Below are 17,731 nucleotides of genomic sequence, written 5' to 3'. Positions count from 1 at the left end.
GCCCCTGATGGCCCATTTCTGATACGCCGCGTTCCGGGCGGGAAATGGAATTCCCGTGCCGCGCATACCGGCGGAAACGGCGGAGGCCGCCCGGCCCCAGTGGGGACGAGCGGCCTCTGCCGGTCTTCGGCGGTGTGCCGCGCAGCGTGACGTCGGGCGTCACGATCGGCGTCAGGAGTCCTTGCCGCTGCGGCTCCCGGACCCGGCGTCCTTCGTCAGCTTCGCGGCACCGTCAGCCACGCTCTCCTCGCCGCTGCCCGCGGCCTTGGGCGCTCCCTTGACGGTCTTGGGCGCCGCCTTGGTGGTCCCGGCGTCACCCTTCTTCGACTCGGCGCCGGACTTCCCCGTCCCGGTGTCGTCCGCGGCCGCTTCCAGCGCGCCCGGCTCGACGACCTCCTCGCGGCCCGGGATCTTCTTCGCGGAGACCACGATGTAGACGACGGACACGACGAGGCCGATGAGCGCGGTCCAGACGTTCAGGCGCAGGCCCAGGATGTGGTGGGCCTCGTCGACCCGCATGTACTCGATCCAGGCGCGGCCGGCGCAGTAGGACGCCACGTACAGCGCGAACGCCCGTCCGTGGCCCAGCTTGAAGCGCTTGTCCGCCCAGATCACGAGCAGCGCGACCCCGATGCACCACAGCGACTCGTACAGGAACGTCGGGTGGTAGGTGCCGCCGACCCGGCCGATGGACGGGTCGTCGCTGATCTTCAGCGCCCACGGGAGGTCGGTGGCGCGGCCGTAGAGCTCCTGGTTGAACCAGTTGCCCCAGCGGCCGATCGCCTGGCCCAGGGCGAGACCGGGCGCCAGCGCGTCCATGTAGGCGGGCAGCGGGATGCCGCGGCGGCGGCAGCCGATCCAGGCGCCCACCGCGCCGAGCGCGACAGCGCCCCAGATCCCGAGGCCGCCCTCCCACACCTTGAAGGCGTTGAGGGGGTGACCGCCCTCGCCGAAGTACGGCTCGTACGTCGTGATGACGTGGTAGAGGCGGCCGCCGACGAGCCCGAAGGGCACGGCCCACACGGCGATGTCCGCGACGGTCCCGGAGCGGCCGCCGCGCTGGATCCAGCGCTTGTTGCCGAGCCAGACGCCGATGAAGACGCCGATGATGATGCAGAAGGCGTACCCGCGCAGCGGAATCGGGCCGAGGTGTACGACGCCCGTCGACGGGCTGGGAATGAATGCGAGGTCCATGGCAGGGACGACGCTACCGCGCCGGGTGGGCGCGGCGACAACCCACCCGGCTACGGCTGTGTAACGACCGTCACGGCAGACGGTCGGTTACGGGCCCGGTGAGTGGTCGGTTACGGAACCGGTGAGTGGTCGGTTACGGAACCGGTGAGTGGTCGGTTACGGACCCGGTCAGCAATCGGTCACGGGCCGTTCGGCGATCGGTTACGGGCCCGGCCGGCATCCGGAACGCGGACCCGGCCAGTGGTCGGTCACGAACCCGGCCGACACCCGGAGCACGGACCCGGACACCGGTCGATCATGAACCCGACCCACGCCCGCACACAAACCCGACCGACACCCGAAACACGGACCCCGACACTGGACGGTCACGAACCCGACCCACGCCCGCACACAAACCCAGCCGACACCCGAAACGCGGACGGCGACCGGGCCCACCCGGCACCGGCCTGTGCGCGGCCCCCAGCACGAGCACGAGCGTGAACCCACACCCGAGTCACGAGCGCGAACCCAAACCCGAGCACGGACCCGAGCACGAGCGCGAACGTGAACCCGAGCACGGACCCGAGCACGAGCGCGAACGTGAACCCGAGCACGGGCACGGCCCCGAGCACGAGCACGGCCCCCAGCGCAAGCGCGGAGACCGGCGCGAAAGGCACCGCACCGAGCCGTCGCCGAAGGGTGCCGGTCGAGGGGGCTGCCCAAGAGGCCGGGCGAGGGACCGGGCAAGGGGCCGCCCAAGAGGCCGGGCAAGGGGCCGGTCAGGGGGCAGGGACTCGGTCCGTGCTCCCGCCCGGGTGTCCGGCGTTCGCCCCGGCACTGTGTCCCTGCCCGGCGCCGTGGCCCGCTCCGGACCCGTCCCCGGCTCCGGCCCCTTGACCGGCCCCGGCCCCCTGTCCGGCGCCGTGGCCCGTACCGGCCGAGGAGCCCGCCGAGTGGCCTGAGCCGCTGCCCGCCGAGTGCCCGGTCCCGCTGCCCGCCGAGGCGCCGACCGTGCCGGCTCCGTGCTCCGCCCCCGCACCGCCGGGCTTCGCACCGGCCGCCTTGTCCCCGGAGGACCCGGCGGCCCCGGGCGCCCCGGACCCGCCCGCCTTCTTGTCCCCCGCGGCTTCCCGCACCTTCTGCTTGAGTCCGTCGGGGGTGAGGTTCTTCTCCTCCGCGAGGTTCTTGCCGTTCAGCAGGACCGTCGGGGTGCCCTGGTGGCCGGAGTTGGTGAAGGCGGTGTTGGACTTGTACACGAAGTCCGTGTAGGTGCCCTTGTCGACGCACTGCTTGAAGGTGTCGCTGACCAGCCCGTTCACCTTCCCGGCCAGCTCGATCAGGTACTTCTTGTCGGCGAACCGGTCCTGCTGCTCCGGCGGCTGGTTCTCGTACAGCACGTCGTGGTACTCACGGAAGCGGCCCGCGTCCTGCGCGCAGAGCGCGGCGTTGGCGGCGGTGACCGAACCCTTGCCGCGCATGCTGCCGTCGATGATTGTCGCGAGGTGGTAGTCGGTCCTGAGCAGTCCGGCGTCCTCCAGCTCGTGGATGGCGCCGCGGAAGCCCTTCTCGAACTGGGCGCAGGCGGGGCAGCGGAAGTCCTCCCACACCGTGAGCGTGGACGGGGCCTCCTTCTTGCCGACCGGCACCGCGGGCTTGTCGCTGTCCTGGGTGCCCTTGGGCAGGGCCACCTTGCCGCTGCCGGAGTCGTCGCCCGAGGAGGAGGCGGCCCAGACGCCGACGCCACCGGCGACGGCCAGCACCGCGACCACCGCCCCGGCGACCTTCAGCTGGCGGCCGCGCCGTTCGCGCGCCTTCTCCTTCTCGCGCTGGGCCTGCAGCCGCTCACGGGCGCTGCTCTTTTTGTCTTGATTGTTCTGGCTCACGCCCCTGAACAACGAAGCGGAGGGGCGCCCTCGCACCCCTCCGCCACGTTCTTCGTCCTAACGAGGGACAGCCTCGCCGGGCACCGGCCCGGACCGGCACCGGCGCCCACTCAGACGTACGACCGCACGCCGCCCGGGGCCACCCCCGCTCGCGTACGCACGCCGCCCGGCGTCACCCCCGCTTGCGTACGCCCGCCGCCAGGTCACCGGCCAGTGCGCGGACGCCCGCGAGGCCGGCCTCCAGGTCGTCCCCGGCCTCCAGCAGCCGTTTGACGAAGGCCGTCCCGACGATGACCCCGTCCGCGAACTGCGCGACCTCCGCGGCCTGTTCGGCGTTGGAGACGCCGAGGCCGACGCAGACCGGCAGGTCGGTGGTGGCCCGGGTGCGCGCGACCAGGCCCTGCGCCTCGCGGCCGACCGACTCACGGGTCCCGGTGACCCCCATCAGCGAGGCCGCGTACACGAAGCCGCTGCCCGCCTCGGTGATCTTCGCGAGGCGTTCGTCCCGGCTGCTCGGCGCGACCACGAACACGGTGGCCAGACCGTGCTGTCCGGCCGCCGCGCGCCACACCCCGGACTCCTCGACCGGCAGGTCGGGCAGGATGCAGCCGGCCCCGCCCGCGGCGGCCAGGTCGGCGGCGAAGCGCTCGACTCCGTACGCGTCCACCGGGTTCCAGTACGTCATGCACAGCACCGGCGCGCCGGTCGCCGCGTGCGCCTCGCCGACCGTACGGATGACGTCCTTGATCTTGACGCCGCCGCGCAGCGCGATGTCGTCGGCGGTCTGGATGACCGGGCCGTCCAGGACCGGGTCGCTGTGCGGCAGCCCGACCTCGACGACGTCGCAGCCGCCCTCGATCATCGCGGTGACGGCCCGTACCCCGCCGTCCACGGTCGGGAAGCCGGCCGGCAGGTAGCCGACCAGCGCGGCGCGGTTCTCCTCCTTGGCCGCGGCCAGGGTGCTGCTGAGCAGTCCGACGTTGCCCGCCATCACTTGCCCCCCTCGTCGTGCGCGCCGAGCGCGGTGTCGGTGGCGTCGGTGTCGCCGGCCTCCACCGTGTCGTCGGCGGGCACCCCGTACAGCCCGAAGTAGCGGGCCGCGGTGTCCATGTCCTTGTCGCCGCGCCCGGACAGGTTGACCAGGATCAGCCCGTCCGTGCCCAGGTCACGGCCGATCTCCAGGGCGCCGGCCAGCGCGTGGGCGCTCTCGATGGCCGGGATGATGCCCTCGGTCTGCGACAGCAGCCGCAGGGCCTGCATGGCGGCGTCGTCGGTGACGGCGCGGTATTCGCCGCGGCCGGAGTCCTTGAGGTAGGAGTGCTCCGGGCCGATGCCCGGGTAGTCCAGTCCGGCGGAGATCGAGTACGGCTCGGTGATCTGTCCGTCCTCGTCCTGGAGGACGTAGGAGCGGGAGCCGTGCAGGATGCCGGGGGTGCCCTCGGTGAGGGTGGCGGCGTGTTCGCCGGTCTCGACGCCGTGGCCGCCGGGTTCGCAGCCGACGAGCCGTACGGAGGCGTCCTGGAGGAACGCGTGGAACAGGCCGATGGCGTTGGAGCCGCCGCCGACGCAGGCCACCGCGGCGTCCGGGAGGCGCCCGGTGCGCTCCAGGATCTGGCGGCGGGCCTCGACGCCGATGACCCGGTGGAAGTCGCGGACCAGGGCCGGGAAGGGGTGCGGCCCGGCGACCGTGCCGAAGAGGTAGTGGGTGCGGTCGACGTTGGCGACCCAGTCGCGGAACGCCTCGTTGATGGCGTCCTTGAGGGTGCGGCTGCCGGACTTCACGGCGATGACCTCGGCGCCGAGCATCCGCATCCGGGCGACGTTCAGTGCCTGGCGCTCGGTGTCGATCTCGCCCATGTAGATGGTGCATTCGAGGCCGAAGAGGGCGCAGGCGGTGGCGGTGGCCACGCCGTGCTGGCCGGCGCCGGTCTCGGCGATGACACGGGTCTTGCCCATGCGCCGGGTGAGCAGCGCCTGGCCCAGCACGTTGTTGATCTTGTGCGAGCCGGTGTGGTTCAGGTCCTCGCGCTTGAGGAAGACCCGGGCGCCGCCGGCGTGCTCGGCGAACCGCGGCACCTCGGTCAGGGCGCTGGGCCGCCCGGTGTAGTTGACCATCAGGTCGTTCAGCTCGGCGGCGAAGGCCGGGTCCGCCTTGGCCTTCTCGTACTCGGCGGCCACCTCGTCCACCGCGGCGACCAGCGCCTCGGGGATGAACTTACCGCCGAAGTCGCCGAAGTAGCCCCCGGCGTTCGGGACCTGACCCTCCGGGTCCGGGATGAAGAAGTCAGAAGACATCCGACGTACTCCTCGATCGGGGCAACTGCCCCGGAAGTATGGATATACGGGCATCACGGTATGCGGTGCGCCCACGCCCGGCGCGCCTCCCGCGCGGTGCCACGGAGCGGCACACGACGACGAGGTGGAGGCGGAAAGGCGGAGGCGGGGCCGCGGGAACGCTGCGCACGCCACGACCTGCGGGCGGACGGCCCGTCCGGGACACCCCGCCGGGCACGGCAGGGAGCAGCGGGACGGAGCGGCACGGCACACAGGCCGGAGGGCGACACGGCGCGGACGAGCGGGCACCGGAGACAGAAACCCCGTACGGGGATCAATCGCCCACGCCCGGCAACGAGCGGCTACAGCGCGCCGTTACGACGCCATCGCCTGCCGTTGATCTGGCCGGGCTCCGCGCCGATGTGATACCTGACCCGCCGCCCACGCACCCGGCGGGCGGGCGCCCGGCAGCCGCGCGGACGGCACCCGCGTCCCAGCGCCGCGTGCGGATCGCGCGCGGCACCGGCCGCGGCGAGCACGCCGGCCGGCCCCGGGAGGGGTCCCGGGCCGGGGCGGTGGAGGCGGGCGGTGTCCATGGGGCGTCAAGCCCGTCCGTGCCGGATGGCGGGGTGCGAGCCGGCCGCGACCAGGTCGGCGACGGCGGTCTTCGGGTCCTTGCCGGTGACCAGCGACTCGCCGACCAGTACGGCGTCGGCGCCCTCGTTGGCGTAGGCGATCAGGTCGTGCGGCCCGCGCACACCCGACTCGGCGATCTTGACGATGTGGTCCGGGATCTCCGGCGCGATCCGCGCGAAGTTCCCCCGGTCGACCTCAAGGGTCTTCAGATTGCGGGCGTTGACCCCGATGATCCGCGCACCGGCGTCCACGGCCCGCTGGACCTCTTCCTCGTCGTGCGCCTCGACCAGCGGCGTCAGCCCGATCGACTCGGCGCGCTCGATCAGCGAGACCAGCGCCTCCTGCTCCAGCGCGGCGACGATCAGCAGCGCCAGGTCGGCGCCGTACGCGCGGGCCTCCCACAGCTGGTAGGCGGTGACGATGAAGTCCTTGCGCAGGACGGGGATGTCGACCCGGGCCCGGACGGCCTCCAGGTCGGCGAGCGAACCGCCGAACTTCCGCTGCTCCGTCAGTACGGAGATGACCGCCGCGCCGCCCGCCTCGTAGTCGGCGGCGAGGCCGGCCGGGTCGGCGATGGCGGCGAGCGCGCCCTTCGACGGGCTGGAGCGCTTGACCTCGCAGATCACCGTGACGCTGTCGCCCTTGAGGGCCGCCACTCCGTCCTTGGCCGGGCGCGCCTTGAGGGCCCGCTCCTTGAGCTCGTCGAGGCCGACGCGCGCCTGCCGCTCGGCAAGGTCGGCGCGGACTCCCTCGATGATCTCGTCGAGCACACTCACGCGAGCGGCCTCCTTCTTGAGCGGTGGAGGGTGACAGTCGCCCTCCCGGGCAGTGTCACCCCGTCAGGCTCTCCGATGGTATCCGGCGCGGGGCAAAGGTCTCACATCCGGTTGACGGCAGTCCCACCAGATGGACGGAGACGCCTCGCCGCGGACGGGAAAGTCGCAGGTGAGGGTAGCTTTCGGCGCCACGCCGCAACGATCTCCGCAGCCGTGATCCAGAGGCCGTGACAGGCTCTCCGTACCGCGTCCGGAGGCGGTACGGAAACGGAGGAAAACCCTCCTTCCCGACCTGCCCCGGCCCCGGGCGGCCAGGGCCGGTCAGGGAGTCAACCCCTCCCCGACCGGAAGATTGCGTACGGCCGTGAAGGCGAGCAGCAGCCCGGCCAGCGCCCACCAGTGCGCCGCTCCAGGCCGCGGAGCCACCGTCGGGAGCCCGCGTGCCGCCCGTACGGTCCAGACCGCCCAGAAGAGCATGAAAGCCGCATAACCGGCGACTGCCAGCACGTTGGCACCGGCGGCCGTGGCGAGGTCGCCGTGCGCGACGGCGTGCGCGCTGCGCAGTCCGCCGCAGGCCGGGCAGTAGATGCCGGTGAGGGCGAGCAGCGGGCAGGCCGGGTAGTGACCGGGCTCGTTGGGGTCGACGAGCCCCACGAAGGCGAAGGAGGCGATGACGGCCGTCATGGCGCCGAGCGGCGCCGCCAGCCGCCGGACGGCCGGTGCCACGGGTTCACTCACGTGGCGATTGTGCGGCCGCGCGGGCGGGGACGCAGCGTGGCGGCAGCCGTACGGGCGACCGCACCGCGCCCGTTCCGGCTCCGGTGCGGCGGCGGCCGTCCTACGGGGCGAATCGAACGTGATCGTCCCCCCGGCGGGGGAATACCCGGGGGCGGCAGGCGGGAACCGCGCTGGGCGGCCCCGCATCGGCCCGTCGCACACCCCACGACGCCTCGCCTGACCGCCGACCGCATCGATCACGCCGACCACGCCGACTGCACCGACCGCACCGACCGCGCCACCCCGCCGGACGCGTGAACGGCGCGGTCCCGGGCCACCGTACGGGTGGTGCCACGGGGGCACCCTCTCCGTACGGGCCACGAGGCCGCGCCGTCGTAGGATCCGCTGTCGCCGGGCCGGGCCCGGCGGGGACTCAGCCCTCCTGGGGCCGGACCTTGGCCGGACCGTGGGCGGTCGAGCCCTTCTTGCCGCCCTGGCCCATCCCGGCCAGGCGCATCACGCCGCCCACCACGGCACCGAGGCCGATCAGGACCATGCCCGCCCAGAAGCCGGGCACGTTCGCCAGCACGATGAAGGCGCCGGCGACGCAGAAGCCGATGAACGAGATGATGACGCCGGTCCAGGCGGCGGGAGTGTGTCCGTGGCCACTGCTCGACATGAGTGCTCCTCGTAGCTTTTTTCGCGCCTGAGTCGGGGCGCGGTGATCCCTCGTGGTCCATTGTCCCCGATGGCCGGGGTGCGGCCACTACCGGGTCGGGTCCTCGCCCCGGTCCAGGGACTTCCACATCTCTTCCGGGCGGTCCGGGTCGGCTGCAGCGGAGCGGCGCGGGCTGCGGGGAGCCGCGCCGGCGCGCTCGTAACGCGCGGACATCGCGGGCCAGTGGCGCCCGTACAGCAGTGCCAGCACCCCCGCGACCAGCAGCAGCAGGCCGCCGACGACCGCCACCCAGGGCCAGAAGGTGTGCGAGACGTCCTGCACGCCGGCGTCCGACAGTCCGGTCGCGGTGGCCGCCTTCTCGCGGAGCGCGGCGGTGTCGGAGATGCCGAGGTACGCGCCGACGACGGTGCCCAGGCCGCTGAGGGCGAGCAGCACGGCCACCACCGTCCGGCTCGCGCCGCGCACGGCGAAGAGGGCGACCAAGGCGGCCAGCCCGACGATGGCGAGCGCCCCGGGCACGCCCGTGACGTCCTGTCCCGACGCGGTCTGCGGCAGCTGCCCCTGGGCGACGACGGCGGTGGCCTTCGCCCAGGTGCGGCCGGAGGCCAGCAGCACGACGGCGGCGCCGGCCGCGCCGGCGATCAGCGCGAGGGCCAGGCTCTTGCCGCTGCGTGCGGGCTTGGGCGGCGAGGCCGACGAGGCCGCTGTCGCGCCGGTACGGGAGGGGTCTACGGCAGTCACACCCACCACTGTACGGAGGCGGCGCGCCCGCTTCCCCCGCGCGGTCCCCCCGCCCCGCGAACGCCCTGCTCAGGCCCGGGGCGACGGCCCCGGTCCGAAGGCCCTGCTCAGACCCCCAGCCCGTTGGCCGTGTGCACGGCCCGCAGCACGGCGGCCGCCTTGTTGCGGCACTCCGTGTCCTCCGCCACCGGGTCGGAGTCCGCGACGACGCCCGCGCCGGCCTGGACGTACGCGGTGCCGTCCCGCAGCAGCGCGGTCCGGATCGCGATGGCGGTGTCGGAGTCACCGGCGAAGTCCAGGTAGCCGACGCAGCCGCCGTACAGTCCGCGCCGGGTCGGCTCCAGCTCCTCGATGATCTGCATCGCGCGCGGCTTGGGGGCGCCGGAGAGGGTGCCCGCGGGGAAGCAGGCGGTGAGCACGTCGAAGGCGGTACGGCCGGGCGCCAGCCGCCCGGTCACGGTGGAGACGATGTGCATGACGTGGCTGTAGCGCTCGACGGACATGAAGTCGACGACCTCGACGCTGCCGGGTTCGCAGACCCGGCCCAGGTCGTTGCGGCCGAGGTCGACGAGCATCAGGTGCTCGGCGCGTTCCTTCGGGTCGGCCATCAGCTCGTCGGCGAGGGCCTGGTCCTCCGGGACGGTCGCGCCGCGCGGCCGGGTGCCCGCGATGGGGTGCAGGGTGGCCTGGCCGTTCTCGACCTTGACCAGCGCCTCGGGGCTGGAGCCGACGATGTCGATGCCGTCCTCGAAGCGGAGCAGGTACATGTACGGGCTGGGGTTGGTGGCCCGCAGCACCCGGTAGACGTCCAACGCGGAGGCGGTGCAGGCGGTTTCGAACCGCTGCGAGGGCACCACCTGGAAGGCGTCGCCCGCGCGGATGCGCTCCTTCACGTCCTCGACCGCCTCCTGGTAGGCGGGGCCGCCCCACTGCGCGGTGTACGGGGGCAGTTCGGAGGGCGGCAGGGCCGCGGCGCTCGCCTGGGCCGGGCGGGCCAGGTCGTAGGCCATCGTGTCCAGGCGGGCCACGGCGTCCGCGTACGCCTCGTCCACGCCGGTGTCCAGGTCGTTGTGGTTGATGGCGTTGGCGATCAGCAGGACCGTGCCGTTCCAGTGGTCCAGTACGGCCAGGTCGGAGGTGAGCAGCATGGTCAGCTCGGGCAGGCCGAGGTCGTCCGACGTGCTGTCGCCGATCTTCTCCAGCCGGCGCACGATGTCGTAGCCGAGGTAGCCGACCATGCCGCCGGTGAAGGGCGGCAGGCCCTGGCCCTCGATCAAGTCGCGCGGGGTGTGGAGGGCCTCGACGGTGGCGCGGAGCGCGGCGAGCGGGTCGCCGCCTGCGGGCATGCCGACCGGCGGGGTGCCCAGCCAGTGGGCCTGCCCGTCGCGCACGGTCAGGGTGGCGGCGCTGCGGACGCCGATGAAGGAATACCGGGACCAGGTGCGGCCGTTCTCGGCCGATTCGAGCAGGAAGGTGCCCGGCCGTTCGGCGGCCAGCTTGCGGTAGAGGCCCACCGGGGTGTCGCCGTCGGCGAGCAGGCGCCGGGTGACGGGGATGACCCGCCGGTCCTTGGTGAGCGCGCGGAAGTTCTCCAGGTCTGGCGTGGCGGTGCCGGTGGTTCCCGAGGTCATGGCGCGGAGCCTACTGCCCTTCGGTGAGCACATCCTCATCGAAGCAGGTCCGGGCTCCGGTGTGACAGGCCGCCCCGACCTGGTCGACCTTGACCAGGACGGTGTCCGCGTCGCAGTCCAGGGCGACGGACTTCACGTGCTGGACGTGTCCGGAAGTGTCGCCCTTGACCCAGTATTCCTGGCGGCTGCGGCTCCAGTACGTGCACCGGCCGGTGGTGAGCGTGCGGTGCAGCGCCTCGTCGTCCATCCAGCCGAGCATCAGTACCTCGCCGGTGTCGTACTGCTGGGCGATGGCGGGGACCAGACCGTCGGCGTCGCGCTTGAGGCGGGCGGCGACGGCCGGGTCGAGCTGGGAATTCAGGACGCGGCTGCTCATGTGTCCATTGTGCCGTGCGCCGGACGGCCGGTGCGCCGGGCGGTCCGGGCGGGGCTGCCGCGCCGGGGCTTCGCCGGCGGCGCGCGGTGCGGGTGGCGTACGGCATCCTGCCTCCATGACCCGCCAGCCGCCGCCTCCGGACGCCGACCGTACGGCGAAGGTCGCGGCGGCGGTGCTGTTCGCGGTCTTCGCCGCCGGGGTGCTGGTCACGGTCGTCCTGTTGCTGCGGGGCTGACGCCGTACGGCCAGGACGCCCGGCAGTCCGGCATCCGGCCGCGCATCGAGCCGCGCATCCGGACATACCTGACGTCGTGGCCGGAGCGCGGCGCCGTGGCACCGGCCGCACCCCGGTCGTAGGGTGGGCCCATGTCGACCCATGCGAAGCGCGAACGGCTGCTGCTTGCCGACCTGTTGGAGAGTGCCGGACCCGAGGGGCCGACGCTGTGCGAGGGCTGGACCGCACGGGATCTCGCCGCACACGTCGTGGTGCGCGAGCGGCGGGCGGACGCCGCCGGCGGTCTGCTCCTCAAACCGCTGGCGAGCCGCCTGGAGCGGGTGCAGCGGGAGTTCGCCGCGAAGCCGTTCGACGAGCTGTTGCGGCTGGTCAGGACCGGTCCGCCCAAGCTGTCGCCGTTCTCGCTGAAACAGATCGACGAGGCGTCCAACACGGTCGAGTTCTTCGTCCACTCCGAGGACGTACGGCGGGCGCAGCCCGACTGGACGCCGCGTGAGCTGGACCCGGTGTTCTCCGACGCCCTGTGGTCGCGCCTGGAGAAGATGGCGCGGCTGCTGGGACGCAAGTCGCCGGTGGGGCTGGTGCTGCGGCGGCCGGACGGCCGGACGGCGGTCGCCCACCGGGGTACGCCGGTCGTCACGGCCACCGGTGAGCCGGGCGAGCTGCTGCTGTTCACGTTCGGACGGCAGACGGTGGCGGATGTGCGGTTGGACGGGGACAAGGACGCGGTGGCCAAGGTTCTGGAGGCCGGGCTGGGCCTGTAGGCAGGCGGCGCCCGAAGACCGGTCAGCCGGCCTCCGGGCGCCGCGTTCACCGTTCCCTGACGACCTCGTAGAGCCCGCCCGTCTCCTGGAGTTCCAGCGCGCGCAGCCGCCGGTAGTCCGTCTCGATCTGCCGCTCGTCCTCGTGGAGGAGGTAGCAGACGCCGGGTGACGTCGCCGAGTCCACCGTGGGGCTGAGGAAGTCGCCGGCCCGGACGCCGAGGTGGTGGTCGGCGTACGACGGCAGCTCGCGCAGCCGCTCGAAGCCGTCCAGGGACGTCAGCCGCCCCGCGAACGGGGAGATCAGCGAGACGTAGCGCAGTCCGGTGCGCGGCTCGGCCGGGACGGCGGTGCGGGCGGCGAAGGCCGCCGGGTCGCTGCCGGCCAGGGCGGTGAGCTCCACGTGGTTGGTGCCGAAACAGCGGCTGACCACGTGCGGCAGGATGCTGCCGGCCAGCCGGGCGCCGGTCTCGATCAGGACGGGCCCCTCGTCGGTCAGCATGACCTCCGAGTGCGCGGGCCCCCACCGCACGCCGAGCGCGTCCAGGACGCCCAGGAGGTACGGGGCGAGCGCGGCGGCAGCGGGGTCATGTGCGGTCAGCGGCTCCTCGTAGTCGTAGATCGCCGCCCCGCTGCGGCCGCGCCGCTTGTGGTAGCGCCAGATCTCGGCGATGTGGTGGCGGCCGTCGACGCTGACGGTGTTGGCGAAGTACTCGGTGCCCGTCAGGCGTTCCTGGAGGACGACGGTCTTGTTGCGGCTGCCCTGGATGTTCGACGAACTGAGGATGTGACCGAAGGAAGTGCACAGTTCGACCGGGTCGGCACAGAAGAAGACATTGTCGGTACCCGCGCTGTCGGCGGGTTTGACGACCAGCGGCCAGCGGCCGTGGGCCCGCGCCCAGCCGAGGGCGGTGTCGAAGCGGGAGGTGCGCAGGGTGTCCGGGGCGCGCAGCCCGTGGGCCCGTACGGCCATCGCCATGTCGTACTTGTCGCGCCGTACCCGTCGCTCGTCCGGGGCGTTGCCGGGCAGGCCGAGGCGGCGGGCGAGGGTGTCGGCGAGGTCGACGCCGCTCTCGTTGCCGGGCAGGACGAAGGCGGGGGCGGCCGGGCGCACCGCGTCCAGCAGGGCCTCCAGGTCGCCGTCGTGCACCAGGCATTCGGTGAAGGCGTCCTGCGGGAAGGTCCGCAGGAGGTAGGAGGGAAGCGCCGGGGAGCTCTGTACATGGACGCACTTGACGCCGAGTCCGGCCAGGGCGGCGGGCAGGAACCGGCCGCTGGAGTAGGCGTCAACGATCAGACACTGCATGGATCCTGCTTTCCTGCGCCACCGCGGCCGGGGGCGCGCCCCGGCGGGCCAGCAGCCCGATCGCGATGAAGACGGTGATCACGGCGATGCCGAGGGTCGACGGCACCGAGAACGTCAGCCGGGAGTCGGCCAGCTGGAGGAGAAGGGTCATGGCGGGCGCGAGCGCGCAGATCATGGAGGCGGTCATCGGCGTCACCCTGCGCACCCCGATCTGCACCAGGTAGGCGGGGATCGACACGCCGATGACGGCCACCACCGCGCCCGGCACCAGCGCCCGGCCCAGCTGCTCGGCCCCGGAGAAGGACGCCAGCGTCCAGCCGACCGCCGCCACCAGGCCGAACCGCAGCCCCATGACGGTCGGTACGTCGACCCCGGCCGCACCCAGGCGGGCGGAGAAGACGACGTTGGCGGCCCCGCCGGCGCCGGAGACGACCGCGGCGCACAGGCCCAGTGTCATGGCCAGGGCGGCCCGGTCGCCGACACCGCTGCGGCCGTCCAGCGACGCCCAGACCAGTCCGGCCAGGGTGAGCAGGATGCCGGCCGCGGAGAGGATCTCGCCGGGCAGGACGCGGTCCCGCTTCCACCACAGGGCCTGGAGGAGGACGGTGAAGGCGGGGCCGATGGCGATGGACACGACGTTGGTGACGGCCGGCTCCAGAAGCTTGAGGGCGTACAGGAGCGTCAGCCAGGTCACGGCGGTGGTGATGTTGAGGACGACGAGGTCGGCGGCGTGCGTCCGGACGACGGCCAGCAGCCGGGCCGGGCGCAGCCGGACGGCGGTGAGCAGGCAGAAGAACGCCCCGGTCAGGGTGAAGGCGACCGCGGCCACGCTCCCCGGGTCCACGTGCTGCAGGCGTTCGGAGGCGAAGACGTCCACCAGGGCGGAGAACAGACTGAAGACGAACAGCGCGGTCACGGGACCTCCTCAGTGCCGCGGGCGCGGCCCGAAGACCGCTTCGCCGACCCGCACCGTGGTCGCGCCTTCGGCCACCGCGGTCTCGAAGTCGGCGCTCATCCCCATACTGAGCTGCCGCAGGCCCGACGCGGCAGCCAGTGTGCGCAGCGTTCTGAAGTGCGGGCGCGGGTCGCCCCCGTAGGGCGGGATGCACATCAGGCCGACTACGGGCAGCCCGTAGGTCTCCACGCACTCCTTGACGAACGCGTCCGTCCCGGCGACGGGCACGCCGCTCTTGTGCGGTTCGCCGCCGACATTGACCTGCACGAAGCAGTCCGGGCGGCGCCCGGTGCGCTCCATGGCGGCGGCCAGGGCCGCGGCCAGGCGCGGCCGGTCCACGCTGTGCAGCACGTCGAAGGCGCGGACGGCCGCCGCGGCCTTGTTGGTCTGGAGCGGGCCGATGAGGTGGAGCCGGGCGTCCGGGTGGCGCTCCCGCAGGGGCGGCCACTTGCCCTGGACCTCCTGCACCCGGCTCTCGCCGAAGTGCCGGTGTCCGGCCTCCAGGGTGGCGGCGATCGCGGGCGCGCCGTGGAACTTGCTGACGGCGACGAACCGTACGTCCCGGGGCGGCACCCCGGCCCGCGTACAGGCCAGATCGAGGCGAGCGGTGACGGCGGCCAGGCGCGCCGCGAGGTCCGGCTCCGCCGTGGACAGCTGCTCTGCGTTCATGAGTCCGTCTCCGCCCCGTACTGCTCGTAGCGGCCGTCCCAGATGCTGAGGTACTTCCAGGCGGAGTCGAACAGCACGGTGACCACGATCTCTTCGGGCGGCAGGGTCCTGGCCAGCCGCTGGGCGGCGAAGATGTTGCCGCCGGCGGTGGGCCCGACGGGCAGCCCTTCCTCGGAGATGAGGCGTTTCATGGTGTTCCAGCCGTCGTCGCCGGTGATCAGTTCGACCTCGTCGACGAGTTCCTCGCGCAGGTTGGCCGGTACCTTGCCCGGGCCCAGGCCCATCATGTTGTGGCTGTGGTGCTCGAAGGGCAGGCCGTGCCGCTTGGCGTACAGGGCGGCCGAGCGGTCCACCTCGACGGCCCAGGTGCGCAGGGCGGGGTGGGCGCTCTTGAGGACGTCGGCGATGCCGGTGAAGGTGCCGCCGGTGCCGATGGAGCAGATGAAGTGGCCGGGCGTCTCGCCCGCCGCGCGCAGGTCGGCGACGAGTTCGCGACCGCAGGAGCGCCAGGCGCGCCAGTTGAGCTGGTTGGTGGACTGGTCGAGGAAGTGGCTGCCGAGGTGTTCGGCCACGTACCGGCGGGCGGTCTCCTCGCCCTCCAGCAGGAAGCCGTCGGCGGAGGTCTCGACGACCGTGCCGCCCCAGGAGGCGATCTGTTTCCGGCGTTCTTCGGTCATGCCTTCCGGCATGATGACGACAATGCGGTATCCGCGTTGGGCGCCGACCCGGGAGAGCGCGGCGCCGCCATTTCCGGTCGAACATTCGACCAAGGTCATTCCGGGACTGATCGTTCCGGCCTGCTCCAGTTCATCGATCATGTAGGAGAAGACCCGGTCCTTGTGACTTCCGGTGGGATTACGGAATTCGCATTTCGCGAATATGCGGGCGGCTCCGGGTTCGGCGATGTGGCGCAGTTCGTACAACGGTGTGCGGCCGGTCTCGGCGCCGGGGCTGGTCGTGCTCACACGAAACTCCTCGGGCGGGTGTGAACGGTGGTGTTCCGGCATGCGTACGGAAGAGCATGCGTACGGAAAGGGGGGACGCGCGGCGCGAGGGCGTGCGGCGGCGTTCCCCGTGCGGCGGTCCCGTGCGGCGGTCAGCCCAGGACGGCCACGCGCCCGGACTCCGGGTCGACCGCGATGCGGATGACCGAGCGGACCTGGATGCCGAAGCGCTCGGCGACCCGCTGCCGGCCGCCGTTCTCCGGCTTCTCCACCGCCACCAGGACTTCCTCCACCCGGGCACCGGCCGCCCGGACGGCCTCGATCAGGGCGATCAGGGTGCCGCCGGTGCTGATGGTGTCGTCGACGATCGTCACCCGGTCGCCCGGCTCGACGCCGTTGACGTAGAGCGTGCCCGCGAAGTACTCGCTGTCCAGCGGCACCGAGATGCCGTGCCCGCTCAGGTCGTAGGTGTACCAGCGGGCGACGGCGAGCGGCAGCCCGACGGCCAGCGACACCGCGCCGCCGAGAATCGCGCCCTTGTCCTCCTCGACCAAGATCTTCCCGGTCTCGAAACTGCCCAGTTCGATCAGCCGGCTGGTCGCCTCCGCGAGCACTTCCGGGCGGAGCGCGGGTGACTGGTCGGTGAATTCATTGACGGTGGTGATATGCCGCCCCGATTTGACGGTCGGCGCACCCGCGTAAACCTCTTCCAGCAACATCGGCTTTCCTGTGCCTTTCCCCCGTGGCGCCCATTGCTGTGCCGTTGTTCGGCAAGTGCAGCTTTTTTACCGCCGCAAAGGTAGAAAAGGCAATGGTCGCCCTGGATTGTGCCCGGAAACAGCCTGTTCTCGTTGGGACCACTGTGCCTCGCGCCGGTTCGCGCCCCCTGTCACCTGGGCGGCACCCCGGGTGGGGGCGCGTATCTTCTCGGCCGTATGGCTGAAAAGCGCCCTTTACCCGGGCCCCGGCGGGGTCGTCGGCGCGCCATGTTCGCGTCAGTCGCCCGGCCGCTCCAGCCCCAGCTGCGTCAGCAGTATCCGCCGCAGCTCCCGGGCGGCCCGCGGCGGCGAGACGTCCCCCCGGTGCGCCACCGAGATCACCCGGTGCATGCCCCGCGTCGCGAAGCGGGTGACGCGCAGTCCCGAGCGTTCGGCGACCATGCTGGGCACGACCGCGACGCCCAGTCCCGCCCGTACGAAGCCCAGTACCGCGTCCATCTCGCCGCCCTCCACCGTGAACACCGGCTCGAACCCGGCCGCCCGGCACGCCGCCGTGGTGAACTCCCGCAGGTCGTAGCCGCGCCGGAACATCGCCAGCGGCCGGTCCCGCAGATCCTCCACGCGCATCCGCCGGCCGCCGCCCACCGGGGCCGGGCGGTCCGGCGCGGAGACCACGACCAGTTCCTCGCGCAGCAGTTCGGCGGTGGCCAGCGCCGGGGCCTGCTCGGGCAGGGGCGTGATGATGAGGGCGAGGTCCAGCTCACCGGCTGCCAGGACGCGTACGAGATCCTGCGAACCGTCCTCGTGGACGACCAGTTCCACGCCCGGATAGGCGGCATGGAAGACGCTCAGCACGTCCGGCACCAGGCTCGCGCACAGGCTGGGCGGCGCGCCGAGCCGCAGCCGGCCGCGTCTGAGCTGCGCGACCTCCTGCACCTCGCGCCGGGCGGTCTCGGTGTCGGCGAGGATGCGCCGGGCCAGCGGCAGCAGGGTCCGGCCCGCGTCGGTGAGGGTGATGTGGCCGCGCGCCCGGTGGAACAGATCGGCGCCCAGCTCCCGTTCCAGAGCCTTGATCTGCTGCGAGAGAGAGGGCTGCGCGACGTGCTCGCGCTCGGCGGCGCGGGTGAAGTGGCGGGTGTCGGCGACCGCCACGAAGTAGCGGAGCTGCTGGGGCTGCATACGGCCGATGATAGGCGTCGATAGAGAGAGCCTATGGAGATGAGCCGGACCATGTCTTGGACTGATGGCCCGGCCGG

The 17,731-nt window shown here is 72.6% G+C and carries 18 protein-coding genes; 1 reads left to right on the top strand and 17 read right to left on the bottom strand.

The genetic code is table 11. The annotated features are described in order from the left end of the window. Window positions 1-171: 171 nt before the first annotated feature. From lgt to hisI, 11 genes are all read right to left on the bottom strand, one after another. Window positions 172-1,194: a prolipoprotein diacylglyceryl transferase gene (lgt, locus tag OEIGOIKO_RS31460; protein ID WP_125056879.1), complete on the bottom strand. Its 1,023-nt coding sequence runs from the start codon at window positions 1,192-1,194 to the stop codon at window positions 172-174. A 758-nt stretch (window positions 1,195-1,952) separates the two neighbouring features. Next, a complete protein-coding gene (locus OEIGOIKO_RS31455; RefSeq protein ID WP_125056878.1) occupies window positions 1,953-3,056 on the bottom strand; it encodes a DsbA family protein in 1,104 nt (367 codons plus the stop codon). Window positions 3,057-3,228: 172 nt separating this feature from the next. After that, on the bottom strand, window positions 3,229-4,047 hold the full coding sequence (gene trpA, locus OEIGOIKO_RS31450) for a tryptophan synthase subunit alpha (protein ID WP_125056877.1): 819 nt from the start codon (window positions 4,045-4,047) through the stop codon (window positions 3,229-3,231). Next, the gene (gene trpB / locus OEIGOIKO_RS31445) at window positions 4,047-5,351 is read right to left on the bottom strand and encodes a tryptophan synthase subunit beta (protein ID WP_125056876.1); all 1,305 of its coding nucleotides are present in this window, start codon (window positions 5,349-5,351) and stop codon (window positions 4,047-4,049) included. The genes trpA and trpB overlap by 1 nt, the downstream gene beginning before the upstream one ends. A 341-nt stretch (window positions 5,352-5,692) precedes the next feature. Then, on the bottom strand, window positions 5,693-5,926 hold the full coding sequence (gene trpM, locus OEIGOIKO_RS43180) for a tryptophan biosynthesis modulator TrpM (protein ID WP_125056875.1): 234 nt from the start codon (window positions 5,924-5,926) through the stop codon (window positions 5,693-5,695). 6 nt (window positions 5,927-5,932) lie between these two features. Next, a complete protein-coding gene (trpC, locus tag OEIGOIKO_RS31435; protein ID WP_125056874.1) occupies window positions 5,933-6,742 on the bottom strand; it encodes an indole-3-glycerol phosphate synthase TrpC in 810 nt (269 codons plus the stop codon). A gap of 321 nt (window positions 6,743-7,063) precedes the next feature. After that, the gene (locus OEIGOIKO_RS31430) at window positions 7,064-7,426 is read right to left on the bottom strand and encodes a DUF2752 domain-containing protein (protein WP_307721267.1); all 363 of its coding nucleotides are present in this window, start codon (window positions 7,424-7,426) and stop codon (window positions 7,064-7,066) included. Window positions 7,427-7,892: 466 nt separating this feature from the next. Further along, window positions 7,893-8,138: an HGxxPAAW family protein gene (locus OEIGOIKO_RS31425; protein WP_125056872.1), complete on the bottom strand. Its 246-nt coding sequence runs from the start codon at window positions 8,136-8,138 to the stop codon at window positions 7,893-7,895. Between the two features lie 87 nt (window positions 8,139-8,225). Continuing rightward, the gene (locus tag OEIGOIKO_RS31420) at window positions 8,226-8,879 is read right to left on the bottom strand and encodes a TIGR02234 family membrane protein (RefSeq protein WP_125056871.1); all 654 of its coding nucleotides are present in this window, start codon (window positions 8,877-8,879) and stop codon (window positions 8,226-8,228) included. A 107-nt stretch (window positions 8,880-8,986) separates the two neighbouring features. Next, window positions 8,987-10,510: an anthranilate synthase component I gene (locus tag OEIGOIKO_RS31415; protein WP_125056870.1), complete on the bottom strand. Its 1,524-nt coding sequence runs from the start codon at window positions 10,508-10,510 to the stop codon at window positions 8,987-8,989. A gap of 10 nt (window positions 10,511-10,520) precedes the next feature. Further along, the gene (gene hisI / locus OEIGOIKO_RS31410; RefSeq protein ID WP_125056869.1) at window positions 10,521-10,886 is read right to left on the bottom strand and encodes a phosphoribosyl-AMP cyclohydrolase; all 366 of its coding nucleotides are present in this window, start codon (window positions 10,884-10,886) and stop codon (window positions 10,521-10,523) included. 366 nt (window positions 10,887-11,252) lie between these two features. On the opposite strand from hisI, the gene OEIGOIKO_RS31405 reads away from it, so the two are divergent. Further along, window positions 11,253-11,885 (top strand): TIGR03085 family metal-binding protein, encoded by a 633-nt coding sequence (locus OEIGOIKO_RS31405; RefSeq protein ID WP_125056868.1) that lies wholly within the window; start codon window positions 11,253-11,255, stop codon window positions 11,883-11,885. Window positions 11,886-11,931: 46 nt separating this feature from the next. Here OEIGOIKO_RS31405 and OEIGOIKO_RS31400 read toward each other — a convergent pair whose 3' ends face one another. The 6 genes from OEIGOIKO_RS31400 to OEIGOIKO_RS31375 form a co-directional block, all read right to left on the bottom strand. Then, on the bottom strand, window positions 11,932-13,188 hold the full coding sequence (locus OEIGOIKO_RS31400) for an ATP-grasp domain-containing protein (RefSeq protein ID WP_125056867.1): 1,257 nt from the start codon (window positions 13,186-13,188) through the stop codon (window positions 11,932-11,934). After that, a complete protein-coding gene (locus OEIGOIKO_RS31395) occupies window positions 13,169-14,104 on the bottom strand; it encodes an EamA family transporter (protein WP_125056866.1) in 936 nt (311 codons plus the stop codon). The genes OEIGOIKO_RS31400 and OEIGOIKO_RS31395 overlap by 20 nt, the downstream gene beginning before the upstream one ends. Before the next feature lie 9 nt (window positions 14,105-14,113). Further along, window positions 14,114-14,812 (bottom strand): YggS family pyridoxal phosphate-dependent enzyme, encoded by a 699-nt coding sequence (locus OEIGOIKO_RS31390; protein WP_125056865.1) that lies wholly within the window; start codon window positions 14,810-14,812, stop codon window positions 14,114-14,116. After that, window positions 14,809-15,777, bottom strand: coding sequence for a PLP-dependent cysteine synthase family protein (locus OEIGOIKO_RS31385; RefSeq protein WP_174857251.1), 969 nt, complete (start codon window positions 15,775-15,777; stop codon window positions 14,809-14,811). Before OEIGOIKO_RS31385 ends, OEIGOIKO_RS31390 begins: the two co-directional genes overlap by 4 nt. 131 nt (window positions 15,778-15,908) lie before the next feature. Then, the gene (locus tag OEIGOIKO_RS31380; protein ID WP_125056863.1) at window positions 15,909-16,475 is read right to left on the bottom strand and encodes a phosphoribosyltransferase family protein; all 567 of its coding nucleotides are present in this window, start codon (window positions 16,473-16,475) and stop codon (window positions 15,909-15,911) included. A gap of 276 nt (window positions 16,476-16,751) precedes the next feature. After that, entirely contained in the window at window positions 16,752-17,654 is a 903-nt protein-coding gene (locus tag OEIGOIKO_RS31375) for a LysR family transcriptional regulator (RefSeq protein ID WP_125056862.1), read from the bottom strand. Between the last annotated feature and the right edge of the window lie 77 nt (window positions 17,655-17,731).

The organism is Streptomyces paromomycinus, from assembly GCF_003865155.1.
GTDB lineage: Bacteria > Actinomycetota > Actinomycetes > Streptomycetales > Streptomycetaceae > Streptomyces > Streptomyces chrestomyceticus.
The sequence above is the reverse complement of the archived record's forward strand: the minus strand, read 5'-3'. Positions and strand labels throughout refer to the sequence as shown.

Coding starts and splice junctions, on each gene's coding strand:
- OEIGOIKO_RS31430 (WP_307721267.1), bottom strand. CDS start 7,426: ATGACGGCCGTCATCGCCTCCTTCGCCTTCGTGGGGCTCGTCGACCCC.
- OEIGOIKO_RS31380 (WP_125056863.1), bottom strand. CDS start 16,475: ATGTTGCTGGAAGAGGTTTACGCGGGTGCGCCGACCGTCAAATCGGGG.
- OEIGOIKO_RS31405 (WP_125056868.1), top strand. CDS start 11,253: ATGTCGACCCATGCGAAGCGCGAACGGCTGCTGCTTGCCGACCTGTTG.
- hisI (WP_125056869.1), bottom strand. CDS start 10,886: ATGAGCAGCCGCGTCCTGAATTCCCAGCTCGACCCGGCCGTCGCCGCC.
- OEIGOIKO_RS31375 (WP_125056862.1), bottom strand. CDS start 17,654: ATGCAGCCCCAGCAGCTCCGCTACTTCGTGGCGGTCGCCGACACCCGC.
- trpA (WP_125056877.1), bottom strand. CDS start 4,047: ATGGCGGGCAACGTCGGACTGCTCAGCAGCACCCTGGCCGCGGCCAAG.
- OEIGOIKO_RS31390 (WP_125056865.1), bottom strand. CDS start 14,812: ATGAACGCAGAGCAGCTGTCCACGGCGGAGCCGGACCTCGCGGCGCGC.
- lgt (WP_125056879.1), bottom strand. CDS start 1,194: ATGGACCTCGCATTCATTCCCAGCCCGTCGACGGGCGTCGTACACCTC.
- trpB (WP_125056876.1), bottom strand. CDS start 5,351: ATGTCTTCTGACTTCTTCATCCCGGACCCGGAGGGTCAGGTCCCGAAC.
- OEIGOIKO_RS31425 (WP_125056872.1), bottom strand. CDS start 8,138: ATGTCGAGCAGTGGCCACGGACACACTCCCGCCGCCTGGACCGGCGTC.
- trpM (WP_125056875.1), bottom strand. CDS start 5,926: ATGGACACCGCCCGCCTCCACCGCCCCGGCCCGGGACCCCTCCCGGGG.
- OEIGOIKO_RS31415 (WP_125056870.1), bottom strand. CDS start 10,510: ATGACCTCGGGAACCACCGGCACCGCCACGCCAGACCTGGAGAACTTC.
- OEIGOIKO_RS31400 (WP_125056867.1), bottom strand. CDS start 13,188: ATGCAGTGTCTGATCGTTGACGCCTACTCCAGCGGCCGGTTCCTGCCC.